Below are 12522 nucleotides of genomic sequence, written 5' to 3'. Positions count from 1 at the left end.
GCCAGGCGCACCCCGCCCTTGGCGTCGGCAGGCAGTTCCTTGAACTTGCCCTTGCCGCGGCCGCCCGCATGGATCTGAGACTTCACCACGTAAAGCGGACCGGGAAGCTCCTTCGCCCCCTTCACCGCTTCCTCCACCGTCAGCGCCGGGACGCCGGGGGAGATCGGCAGGCCGAAACTCTGCAGCACGGCCTTGGCCTGGTATTCATGGATGTTCATTCTTCTTGGACCTCGTGAGGACTGTTCTTGTTCCGACGCGATTAATGTTCGCGAGCAGAACGAGGCGCACCTCCCTTCTCCCCTTGCGGGACCTGGCACTTCCTACAGAGGTGCCTTGGGTGGCATTGCGCAGCAATGACGGATGAGGGGGGCGATGGCTTGGAAGGGGGGAGTTTCTCCCCTCATCCGCCCCTACGGGGCACCTTCTCCCGCAAGGGGAGAAGGCTGGTCGCACCTTTTCTGTTAAGGCTCAGAAGGCGTTTGCCTCACAGCAAACCCGCCCCTCTGGCCCATTTATACTTGGCGCCGAGCACTTCCACCGGCAATTCGGTGGAATAGGCATAGGCCGGCACGCCATGGGCGTAGAGATATTCGGAGGCTTCCTCGACCTGCACGTCGCCGGCGAGGGAGGCGACAATCGGCTTTTCGATGCCTCTCGCCTTCATCTCTTCCTTGGCCTCGACCACCAGCTTGGCGAAGGTCATCGGCGGCGTGATGATGGTGTGCCAATAGCCCAGGATGATCGAATGGATGCGGTCGTCCTCGAGGCCGAGCTTGATGGTGTTCTTGTAGGTCGAGGGCGGTTCGCCTCCGGTGATGTCGACCGGGTTGCCGGCCGCGCCGAAGGGCGGGATGAACTTGCGGAAGGCCGCGTCGAGATCATCCGGCATCGACATCAGCGACAGGCCATTGTCGACGCAGGCATCCGACAGCAGCACGCCCGAGCCGCCGGCGCCAGTGATGATCACCACGTTCTCGCCCTTGGGCGTGGGCATGATCGGCACGCCGCGGGCGAACTCCAGCAATTGCCGCAGCGAACGGGCGCGGATGACGCCGACCTGCTTGAACACGTCTTCATAGATGCGGTCATTGCCGGCGAGAGCGCCGGTGTGCGAGCTTGCCGCCTTGGCGCCGGCCGAGGTGCGGCCGGCCTTCAACACGATCACCGGCTTCTTCTTGGAGACACGCCTTGCCACTTCGGCGAAGGCCCGGCCGTCCTTCAGGTCCTCGCAATGCTGGGCGATGATCTTGGTGTTGTCGTCCTGCTCGAAGAAGGTGAGCAGGTCGTCCTCGTCGATATCGGACTTGTTGCCGAGGCCGACGATGGCCGAAACACCCATCTTGGCCGAGCGCGAGAAACCGATGATGGCCATGCCGATGCCGCCCGACTGGGAGGAGAGGGCCGCCGAGCCCTTGACGTCATAGGCGGTGCAGAAGGTCGCGCAGAGATTGGATGGGGTATAGTAGAAGCCGTAGATGTTCGGCCCCATCAAGCGGATATTATATTTGCGCCCGATCTCCTGGATCTCGCGCTGGCCTTCCTCATTGCCGGTTTCGGCAAAGCCCGAGGGAATGAGCACCGCACCCGGAATGCCCTTCTCGCCGCATTCGACCAGGGCGCCCGCCACGAATTTCGCGGGAATGGCGAAGACGGCCGTATCGATGGCACCGGGCACGTCCTTAACGCTTCTATAGGCCTTGTAGCCCAGGATCTCGTCGGCCTTGGGGTGGATCGGATAGATCTGCCCCTTGTAGCCGCCATTGATCAGGTTCTTCATCACCGAATTGCCGATCTTGCCGTCCTCCGAGGAGGCGCCGATCACGGCAACCGCCTCAGGGCGCATGATCCTGTTCATCGAGGTGACGATGGCATCCTGCGAGGGCCTGAAACGGGCTGGCTTGGCCTCGAAGTCCACCACGATGCGCACATCCGCGGCGGTGGCTCCATCCTTGGTGGCGAAGACCGGGTTGAGATCGAGCTCGGTGATCTCGGGAAAATCGGTGACGAGCTGGGAGACCCTCGCCAGCGTATCGGCGAGGGCCTCGCGGTTGACCGGATCGCCGCCGCGCACACCCTTGAGCATCTCGGCGGCCTGGATCCCGTCGAGCATGGACAGGGCCTCGTCGTGGTTGATCGGTGCCAGGCGGAAGGTGATGTCCTTCAGCACTTCGACCAGCACGCCGCCGAGGCCGAAGGCGACGAGCTTGCCGAAACTGTCGTCGGTCACGGCACCGATGATGACTTCCTGGCCGCCTTTCAGCATCTGCTGGACTTGGATACCTTCGATGCGGGCATCGGCCTTGTAGGCCTTGGCATTGGCAAGGATCTTGTCGTGGGCGGCTTCGGCCTCGGCGGCGGAAGCCACGCCGACGATCACGCCGCCGGCTTCGGTCTTGTGCAGGATGTCCGGGGAGACGATCTTCATCACCACCGGAAAGCCCATATCGCCGGCGAGCTTGGCGGCCTCGGCGGCCGAGCGCGCCAGGCCCTCCTTCGGCACGGGAATGCCATAGGCATCACAGACGAGCTTGCCCTCGGGGGCGGTGAGGCTGGTGCGGCCCGATGCCTTGACGGCATCGAGAACGGCCCGGACATCGTCCTGGATGGATTGCGCGGGTTTTGCCTGGATGTTCATGGTGATTTCTCCCTGGTCGTTGCCGGATCGAAGCTTCGTCCCGTCTGCGGGAATCTGAATTTCTGGTATCTGGTATGCCAGATTTGAATTTGTCAAGCGCGACTTTCGCTATCGAGCGGGCAGAACGCATCGAAGCGAAAACCGCGCCTCTTTTCTGTTTTGTTGCGATGTGGTTTTGCGTGCCACGGCGATTTTCGCCTGACCGCAAAACGCTTTAGCTGCGAAGAACCGAATTTCGGTTCATTCTTGCGTGTCGCGTGGCGCCAAGAGCTCAGCCCTTCGGCTGCCTCTTGGAGGATATTCTTCTATTCCAACGGATTAGGCGATTCTGGCTGCGGCTGCGTTGCCGAGACCTGGCATCGGGCGCGGCGATACCGAATGGATATCGATGCGGGATCTTACGGTGATCTTCCCGGCCGGTGCCTGTCCGTGGCACCGGCTTTTCATGGTTTGAGGTGGCGGGTCGATGTCCGCCACGCGAGAGCTACGCGGCTGCTGTACCCGCCGGCTGCTGCAGTTCGTATTTGCGCACCACGCCTGCACGCCAGGGTTTGAGGACGCCGATGGCGAGGATGGCCGCCAGGATGTTGGCGCCCGCCGCGATGATGAACACCACGTCCCAGGTTCCGGTCTGCTGCTGCAGCACATTGGCGAAGGGGACGAGCAGAGCCGCCGTTCCCTTGGCCGTATAGAGCAGGCCGGCATTGGTCGCGGCATATTTCGAGCCGAACGTATCCGTGCAGGTCGAGGGGAAGAGGGAGTAGATCTCGCCCCAGGCGAAGAACACGAAGCCGGAGAGCAGAACGAACCAGACCGGATCATGGCCGAACAGATGCAGCAGATAGATGCCGACACCTTCCATCGCGAAGGCGATGAACATGGTGTTCTCGCGGCCGATCTTGTCCGAAACCCAGCCGAAGAAGGGGCGGGTGAGGCCGTTGAGGATACGGTCGAGCGTGGCGGCGAAGGTCACGGCCGTCATGGTCAGACCGAACAGCGAGACCGGAATGCCGTCGAGCTTGAGGTCTGCGCCGATGGGCTTGAGGTTGGCGGTTACCATCAGGCCGCCTGCGCCGACGATCACGAACATGAAGTACATCAGCCAGAAGATGGGCTGGCGCAGCACTTCGGTGGGCGCGAAGTTGCGGCGGGTCTGCACGATGTTCTTGTTTTGCACGGGAGCCGGCACCTGGCCGCTGCGAGGCGTACGCATGAACAGTGCGAAGATGATCACGATGATGCCCTGGCCGAGGCCGAACCAGAAGAAGGCGGCCTGGAACCCGTCATTGGCGATCATGGCCTGGATGGGAGCAACCGTCAGGGCCGAGCCGGCACCGAAACCGGCTGCCGTGATGCCGGCCGCCAGGCCGCGCTTGTCCGGAAACCATTTCAGCGCGTTGCCCACGCAGGTGCCGTAGACCGCGCCGGCGCCGATGCCGGCAATGATCTGTCCCAGATAGAATAGTGAGAGCGAGGTGGCGTAGGAATTGATCACCCAGCCGACGGCACAGAGCGCACCGCCGAAAACCACCACGAGTTTTGGCCCGTATTTATCGACGAACCACCCTTCGACCGGCACGAGCCAGGTCTCGAACAGGACGAACAGGGTGAAAGCCCATTGAATGGCTGCCCGGTCCCAGCCGAATGTCTTCTGGATGTCAGGAACGAAGAATGTCCAGCCATATTGGAGATTGGCGATCATCACCATACAGACGACGCCGATTGCAAGCTGTGTCCAGCGGAAGGCATCGGATACCCTCGGCAGGCTTTCCTCTCCTTGCGACCCTACCATTGCAGTCCCCCTTGGTTTTTGTTGGAGGTTGGACGGAGCCCAGGCTCCATTAAGCAGGTTGTAGGGCCATATTGGTATCTTGCATGCCAGTTGGCAAGCGTCGTTTTTTGCCGACGCATGCCGAATTACCCCGGAAGAGGCGTCTTCCAGGGAGCTTCAGTCCGGCTGAGTCGGAAGGGTGATCGATGTCAAGTTACGGAAAGAATTGAGATCTTCGCTTCATGCGCTGCGATCCGTGGTGCAATTGCGAATAGATCAAAAAAAGTTGCAGAGAAGCATCCACAACTCTGCCTCATGTCGCTCATACATGAGAAGTAGTCGCTTATTGGACATTAGTTTCTGGCATGCCAGAACGGAGTTGCGCCTTCGGCTACCTCCGCCTGCGACGCGACCAGGTCCAACCGGATGTGAGGGGGCCTCGGTCTTCCGAGCAGCCCATGTGCGACCCCGCCCTGGGGTCGCTGGGAGTGCCACGCCAGCCCTCACGCCACGGCTTGCCCGCAATGGATGAGCTCGCTGCAGCGAAGGACGGACAGAAGTTGAAGCCGGCTTTGCACTGACCCGAATCGACTCGCCGAAGCTATTCCAGGCTCACCGCACCGGTTCTCGAACGCAGGGACAGCGGTGACCTTGCCTTCAGAGGCCGAAGGGCTCGCGGGAACCGGCGCGGATCTCGGCTTGGGCCATCTTCATCAGGAAACCCGAGAAAGCTGCCCAGATACGGGTCGACAGCGGGCGGGCAGCAGGGCTACGGGACAGAGCGGAAGTGGTCATGGTCGTTCTCCACATTGCGTGTTCGAGGGAAGATCCTGTGTTGTTGCGAATCTGGCATACCAGATCCCAGATAGCTAGGGCCGATGTTGCAATGCAGTCATGCGCTCTTTGCATTGCGAAGTAAACAGCTTCCACTCATCTGCGATCGTCTCCACCTCCGCGTGGCGGGGCTCTGGAGGTGAAGTCCAGTTTAGGAGAACCTCTACACTAAACACCAAAATCCAAGGTTTTCGTGACAGGCTTTACTGCATTGCGGCATGAATTCGCGAACGCCACAACCGTGCGAATCCACCGGCCCGGTCGGCCCATCGAACTGACGGAATCCGGTGGCCTGCAGTCGCGATTTTAGTCGCCTTCTCGTGGAATTGAGTGGCAAGTGTTTGAAATAAAAGAGAATTATTAGCTTTCTGGTGAAGGGGGAAAGCTGCTCCTTCGCTGTCGAAGAGGAAAAAATGCGGATTGACACTCTGGTATCTGGCATGCCAATCTACCAACCATACGACATGCCATGGCGTCATTCCGCCAAGTAGAAGGCGATTTCGGCATAGTTGATCGCACCCCTATCGGGACCGGTCCAATCCAAGCCGATACCCTCAGCGGCATATCGTTGCGAAGAACAACGGGAGGAATTGCCCCAATGGCAACGGTTACAGCATTGCAAAAGCCCGTGACCACGACGGCCGAGGATACGCTCAAACAAAAAGCCCGCGACGGCAGCGTTGTCTCCGGCGGACATCTCGTCGCCAAGGCACTCAAGGCTGAGGGTGTCGACACGATCTTCACCCTGTGCGGGGGGCATATCATCGACATCTATGATGGCTGTCTCGACGAAGGCATTCGTATCGTCGACGTCCGCCACGAGCAGGTCGCCGCCCATGCCGCCGACGGCTATGCGCGCCAGACCGGCAAGCTCGGCTGCGTCGTCACCACGGCCGGTCCCGGCTGCACCAATGCGATGACTGGCATCGCCACCGCCTTCCGATCCGAGAGTCCCGTCCTGCATATCGGCGGGCAGGGCGCGCTGACCCAGCACAAGATGGGGTCGCTGCAGGATCTGCCGCATGTCGACATGATGAAGCCGATCACCAAATTCGCGGCGACGGTCTCCTCCACGGAACGCGTGGCCGACATGATCTCGATGGCGGCACGCGAGTGTTTCGCCGGCGCCTATGGCCCGTCCTATCTCGAGATCCCGCGCGACGTCCTCGATCGGGAGGTCACCATCGACCGTGCCGTGCTGCCGGAATCCGGCAAGTATCGCGCTTCGACCAAGTCGATCGGCGATCCCGCAGACATCGAGAAGCTTGCCGATATCCTGGTCGCCGCCGAGCGCCCTGCCATCCTCTATGGGCAGCAGGTCTGGACCGGCCGCGGGCAGGAGGAAGCGATCGCGCTCCTGCGCGGGCTCGACATCCCCGGTTACTTCAACGGCGCCAGCCGTGGCCTGCTGCCGCCCGGCGACCCCCACCATTTCGACCGCACGCGCTCGCTCGCCTTCGCCAAGGCCGATGTGCTCGTCATCGTCGGCACGCCCTTCGATTTCCGCATGGGCTATGGCAAGCGCATCAGCAAGGATCTGAAGCTGATCCAGATCGACATGGACTACCGCACCGTCGGCAAGAACCGCGACATCGATCTCGGCCTTGTCGGCGATCCCGGTGCGATCCTCGGCGCCGTGCTCCAGGCGGCCTCCGGCCGCATGGACAAGGGCAAGCGCCAGCTGCGCCAGCAATGGATGAAGATGCTCTCGGATGCCGAAGTGGTGGCCACCGAGAAGCTGATGCCGCTCTTCCTCTCCAACCAGACGCCGATCCATCCCTATCGCGTTGCCTATGAACTCAACGAGTTCCTCGGCGAGGACACCATCTATATCGGCGATGGCGGCGACGTGGTGACGATTTCGGCCCAGGCCGTGCGCCCGCGCGGGCCGGGACAGTGGATGGATCCGGGCGCGCTCGGGTCACTCGGCGTCGGCACCGGCTTCGCCCTGGCCGCCAAGCTCGCCAATCCCAACAAGGAAGTGCTCTGCTATTACGGCGATGGTTCCTTCGGCATGACCGGCTTCGACATGGAGACCGCCGATCGCTTCGGGGCTCCCTATCTCGCCGTCATCGGCAACAATTCCTCGATGAACCAGATCCGCTACGGCCAGGTCGCCAAATATGGCGAGGAGCGCGGCAATGTCGGCAACAAGCTCGGCGACGTGGCCTTCTCGAAATTTGCGCAAATGCTCGGCAATCACGGCGAGGAAGTCCGCGATCCCGCCGAAATCCAGCCGGCCCTACGGCGGGCCCGGGAAGCCATGGCCAAGACAGGGCGTTCGGCGCTGGTGAACATCTGGGTCGATCCGGACGAATACGCTCCCGGCACCAAGAACCAGACCATGTACAAGTGAGATCGCGGGATGGCCGGCCGCGTGGGAAACGCGCCCGAGCCGGCCATCCCGCTCCCTCGCATAACGAACAGTTGATATTTCCGAGGAGGGAACGATGGGACAGGCACTCGAAGGCGTGCGCATCCTCGACTTCACGCATGTTCAATCCGGTCCGACCTGCACGCAATTGCTGGCCTGGTTCGGCGCCGACGTGATCAAGGTGGAAAAGCCGGGCGTCGGTGACATCACCCGCACCCAGCTGCGCGACATCCCCAATGTCGATAGCCTCTATTTCACCATGCTCAACCACAACAAGCGCTCCATCACGCTCGACACCAAGAACAAGGCCGGCAAGGCGGTGCTCGAGGAACTCGTGAAGAGCTGCGACGTGCTGGTGGAGAATTTCGCTCCCGGCGTGCTCGATCGCATGGGCTTTTCCTGGGCTCGCATCCAGGAGCTCAATCCCCGCATGATCGTCGCTTCGATCAAGGGCTTCGGTCCCGGCCCCTACCAGGACTGCAAGGTCTATGAGAACGTCGCCCAATGCGCCGGCGGCGCCGCATCGACCACCGGCTTCGACGACGGCCCCCCTCTGGTGACCGGCGCGCAGATCGGCGATTCCGGCACCGGCCTTCATCTCGCCCTCGGCATCGTCACCGCGCTCTATCAGCGCACCCATTCGGGGCGCGGCCAGCGCGTGGATGCCGCCATGCAGGACGGCGTGCTCAATCTGTGCCGGGTGAAGCTGCGCGACCAGCAGCGCATCGAGCGCGGGCCGTTGAAGGAATATCCGCAATATCCCAATGGCAAATTCGGCGATGCCGTGCCGCGCGCCGGCAACGCTTCGGGCGGTGGCCAGCCGGGCTGGATCCTCAAATGCAAGGGCTGGGAGAACGATCCCAACGCCTATATCTACTTCATCACCCAGGCGCCGGTCTGGGGCGCGATCTGCAAGGTGATCGGCAAGGAGGAGTGGATCACCGATCCCGACTATGCCACGCCCGAGGCGCGCCTCCCGCGGCTTCGTTCCATCTTCGACACCATCGAGAAATGGACGGAGACCAAGGACAAGTTCGAGGCGATGGACATCCTCAACAAGTTCGACATTCCCTGCGGCCCGATCCTGTCGATGCGCGAGATCGCCAACGAACCCTCGCTGAGGGTGACGGGAACCGTCGTCGAGGTCGATCATCCCGAGCGCGGGCCCTACCTCTCGGTCGGCAATCCGATCAAGCTCTCCGACAGCCCCACCGTGGTCGAGCGCTCGCCGCTCCTGGGCGAGCATACGCAGGAGGTCCTGCGCGACGTGCTCGGCTTCGACCAGAGCCGCATCGACGAGATCGCGGGAAGCGGCGCTCTCGGCGCTCCCGTAGCCATGGCGGCCGAGTGAGGCTTTCTCGATGGGATGATGGGGGCGGGTGCCGTTGTGGCGCCCGCCTTTTTTGTTAGCGGGCGGTCTTCAGACCGGCCGTGCCTTTTACCGGCGTCTCCATGCCGGTCTGAAGACCGGCATACCAGGGCAGTGCCCCGTCCGCGCTCCAGGCCTCCTCTTTTGACAGCTTCTGCAATCTGGTATACGTTATACCAGATAAGAACGATATCCGCATGGGAGGGAATGATGAAACTGCACGAGTTCCAGTCCAAGCAGATCCTGGCACCCTATGGCGTCGAGGCACCGCGGGGCGCCGTCGCGATCACGGCCGAAGAGGCGGGGCAGGCGGCGCGTCGCCTCGGGGCTTCCCGTTTCGCCGTGAAGGCGCAGATCCATGCCGGCGGACGCGGGCGGGCCGGGGGCATCCATATCGTTTCGTCTCCCGAGGCGGCGGCGGAGTCCGCACGGACCCTGCTGGGCCGGCGCCTCGTCACCGAGCAGAGCGGCGCGCATGGCCGTGTCGTCGAACGCGTGCTGGTGGAGGCGGCCGTGGATCATATCCGCAGTTTCTACCTGTCGCTCAGCATCCATGCCGCCAGCGGCACCCTCGTTCTTGCCGCGAGCGGCGCTGGTGGCGACGATATCGAGGAGCGTGTCCTGGCCGGAGAAGACGGCCTGGAGCGGCTGTCGCTCGGGGACGGGAGCCAGGCCAGGCCCGAGGATCTCGGTGCTCTCGCGGCCCGCCTGGGCCTCGCCGGACAGCCGGCCGAGGCCTTCACCGCTCTTGCCGATGGCCTGCGCCGCGCTTTCCTGGAACTCGACGCCAGCCTGATCGAAATCAACCCGCTGGTGCTGACCGCCGACGACAGGCTGCTGGCGCTCGACGTCAAGATGATCATCGACGACCATGCCCTGTTCCGCCAGGCATCGCTGGCGGAACTGCGCGAGGAGGACGAGGACGAATATGAGGTCAAGGCCCGCCAGCGCCAGCTCAATTATGTCCGCATGGACGGCAGTGTCGGCGTCGCCGCCAATGGCGCCGGGCTCGGGCTTGCCACGGTCGATCTCGTCCATGCCGCCGGTGGCGCGCCGGCCAATTTCATGGATATCCGTACGACGGCGACCAGCCTCGACATCGCGCATGGCTTCGGCCTGCTGCTCGACAATCCCCAGGTCCGTGCTCTGCTCATCAACGTGCATGGTGGCGGCATGCAGTCCTGCGACACGGTGGCCGAGGGGCTCGGCATCGCCATGCGGCGGGCCGGGCGCACCCTTCCGGTGGTGACCAGGCTCGCCGGCAACAATGCCGACTATGCCCGCTCGCGTTTCGCCAATTTCGGCTGCCGCATCATCGAATGCCCGGACATGTGGACGGCGGCCGCCAAGGCTGTCGCCGCCGCGCGCTGAGGGTGGTTTTTTGCAGTTTTAGACTGATAAATCCAGAACAATATGTTCGCGCTACATGCGCAAGGAGGGCGGAATGGCTATCCTCATCGACAATGAAACCCGCGTCGTCTGCCAGGGCATGACCGGCTGGGCGGGTACCCATCATACCGCCGCCATGATCGAGTATGGCACCAAGGTCGTGGCCGGCGTCACCCCCGGCAAGGGCGGGCGATCCCATCTCGGCGCGCCGGTGTTCGACAGCGTTGCCGCCGCCGTGAGGGAGACCGGCGCCAATGCCAGCATGGTGTTCGTACCGCCGGCCCAGGCGAGCGCCGCCATCATCGAGGCCGTCGAGGCCGAGATCGCGCTGGTCGTGGCCATCACCGAGCGGGTGCCGGTGCTCGACATGATCAGGGTGCGCCATGCCCTCGCCGGCTCGAAGACTCGGCTGATCGGCCCGAATTCGCAGGGGATCCTGTCGCCGGGCCTGTGCAAGATGGGTGTGATGGCAACAGGCAATGAGCGCCCGGGCAGCGTCGGCATCGTCTCGCGTTCGGCCTCGTTGACCAGTGAGGTGATTGCCCAGGTCACGGCTGCGGGTCTCGGGCAGTCGACCACCGTCGGGGTGGGCGGCGACCCGGTGCATGGCCTGTCGATGCGCGACTGCGTCGAACTCTTCCTTGCCGATGCCAAGACCGAAGGCATCGTGCTGATCGGCGAGATCGGCGGCGAGGAAGAACAGGAAGCGGCCGATTACGTCGCTTCCGTCAGGCCCCCCAAGCCGATCGTCGGCCTGGTCGTCGGGCTGCATGCCCCGGCGGAGCGGCGCATGGGCCATGCCGGCGCCCTCACCATGCACGGCCGCGACCGAGCCGAAGCCAAGATCGCCGCCTTCGAGAAGGCGGGCATCACGGTGGCATCGAGCCCGCATCTGGTGGGCGACACGATCGGCCGGACGTTCGCCGCGAGAGCGAAAGCAGCTTGAGGGCAATCTTTCCGAGTGCGCGAGCATTCGATCCATAAGTGTTAACCTCGGCTCGAAAGTCTCGCTTCTTTACCCTCCCCTCGATGGGTCGGTCATTCCTATTGGAATGACCTGGGGTCGACGCAAAGCGTCGGGGTGGGGTGACTTCTTCGTAGGAAACGGCCCTTCCATTGACGAAGACCTGAGTAATCCCACCCCACCCCGGCCTTTCAGGCCGACCCTCCCCATCGAGGGGAGGGTAAAGAGCCTGCGCTCTTGTCTGCAAAATTACGCCCATGGGCATCCTGCCCGCTCTCCCCGATCTCTTCATTGCACGAAGCGGTTCTCCAGGCAGCCGATGCCCTCGATGCTGACGCGGACATCGTTCTGCGCTTCCTTCATGGCGCCGACGCCGAGCGAGGTGCCGCAGCAGATCAAATCGCCCGGCAGCAGGGTCATATCCCGGGAAATCAGGCTGACGAGCCTTGCCGGCGGGAAGACCATGTCGGCGATCGGATAGTTCTGGCGCTCATCGCCATTGAGCAGCGTCCGCACAACCAGGCTCGCGGGATCGATATCGGTGGCGATCACCGGGCCGAACGGGCCGAAGCCGTCGAAGCTCTTGGCGCGCACCCATTGGGCGAAGCTGGAGTCACGCGTGATGATGTCGCCGGCGGTGATGTCGTTGACGCAGGTATAGCCGAAGATGGCGTCCGCGGCTTCCTCCTCGGAGGCGTTGCTGCAGGGCTTGCCGATGACGATGCCGAGCTCGCCCTCATAGACGACCCGGCCGTCATAGGAGGCGGGCCTTGCCACGGTCGCACCCGGCGCGGTGACGCTGGTGGGCGCCTTGAGCAGATAGAGCGGCTCCGGCGGCACGGCGACATTCAGCTTGGCGGCGAGCTGATGGAAATTGTTCCAGAGTGCGATGATCTTGCTCGGCACGGTCGGTGCCAGGAGCTTGGCCTGCGCCACAGGCAGCGTGCGGCCGGTGGCGGCGGCGATGCCGAACATGTCGCCGCGATGGACATGGATGGCATCGCCCTCGAGCTTGCCGAACTGGGCCTGCCCGTCTTCTTCGAAACGGATCCATTGCGACATGACGGTTTTGCCTTTCCTTGAAAGTGGGAGCGACGTGTTCGTTGCCGGCGTCAGAACGCCTTGAGGATTTCCTCGACCATTTTCTTGGCATCGCCGAAGAGCATCATGGTGTTGTCCTTGAAGA

Annotated in this window: 9 protein-coding genes; 4 read left to right on the top strand and 5 right to left on the bottom strand. The window is 62.9% G+C overall.

From position 1 onward, the window contains the following. From J8I29_RS29415 to J8I29_RS29400, 4 genes are all read right to left on the bottom strand, one after another. Window positions 1–218 (bottom strand): ATP-grasp domain-containing protein (locus J8I29_RS29415; protein ID WP_348536210.1); only part of this gene is annotated, 218 nt, incomplete at its 3' end. Window positions 219–484: 266 nt separating this feature from the next. After that, window positions 485–2635 carry an acetate--CoA ligase family protein gene (locus J8I29_RS29410; protein WP_209434385.1) on the bottom strand — a complete coding sequence of 717 codons (2151 nt, stop codon included), beginning with the start codon at window positions 2633–2635 and terminating at the stop codon, window positions 485–487. A 484-nt stretch (window positions 2636–3119) separates the two neighbouring features. Beyond that, complete coding sequence (gene oxlT, locus J8I29_RS29405; protein ID WP_105864241.1) at window positions 3120–4427, bottom strand: oxalate/formate MFS antiporter; 1308 nt, start codon at window positions 4425–4427, stop codon at window positions 3120–3122. A 636-nt stretch (window positions 4428–5063) separates the two neighbouring features. Next, a complete protein-coding gene (locus J8I29_RS29400; protein ID WP_209434384.1) occupies window positions 5064–5201 on the bottom strand; it encodes a hypothetical protein in 138 nt (45 codons plus the stop codon). Between the two features lie 637 nt (window positions 5202–5838). Between J8I29_RS29400 and J8I29_RS29395 the strand changes: the two genes are divergently transcribed. The 4 genes from J8I29_RS29395 to sucD all read left to right on the top strand — a co-directional run bounded on the left by J8I29_RS29395 (window position 5839) and on the right by sucD (window position 11318). Beyond that, window positions 5839–7596, top strand: coding sequence for a thiamine pyrophosphate-binding protein (locus tag J8I29_RS29395; RefSeq protein WP_209434383.1), 1758 nt, complete (start codon window positions 5839–5841; stop codon window positions 7594–7596). A 94-nt stretch (window positions 7597–7690) separates the two neighbouring features. Continuing rightward, the gene (frc, locus tag J8I29_RS29390; RefSeq protein ID WP_209434382.1) at window positions 7691–8965 is read left to right on the top strand and encodes a formyl-CoA transferase; all 1275 of its coding nucleotides are present in this window, start codon (window positions 7691–7693) and stop codon (window positions 8963–8965) included. 228 nt (window positions 8966–9193) lie between these two features. Further along, window positions 9194–10354: an ADP-forming succinate--CoA ligase subunit beta gene (gene sucC, locus J8I29_RS29385; protein WP_209434381.1), complete on the top strand. Its 1161-nt coding sequence runs from the start codon at window positions 9194–9196 to the stop codon at window positions 10352–10354. A 73-nt stretch (window positions 10355–10427) separates the two neighbouring features. Next, window positions 10428–11318, top strand: coding sequence for a succinate--CoA ligase subunit alpha (gene sucD, locus J8I29_RS29380; protein WP_209434380.1), 891 nt, complete (start codon window positions 10428–10430; stop codon window positions 11316–11318). A 306-nt stretch (window positions 11319–11624) separates the two neighbouring features. Here sucD and J8I29_RS29375 read toward each other — a convergent pair whose 3' ends face one another. Next, window positions 11625–12398: a fumarylacetoacetate hydrolase family protein gene (locus J8I29_RS29375; protein ID WP_209434379.1), complete on the bottom strand. Its 774-nt coding sequence runs from the start codon at window positions 12396–12398 to the stop codon at window positions 11625–11627. Between the last annotated feature and the right edge of the window lie 124 nt (window positions 12399–12522).

The organism is Labrys sp. LIt4 (genome assembly GCF_017813775.1).
GTDB lineage: Bacteria > Pseudomonadota > Alphaproteobacteria > Rhizobiales > Labraceae > Labrys > Labrys okinawensis_A.
This window is presented reverse-complemented; position numbering and strand designations above follow the sequence as displayed.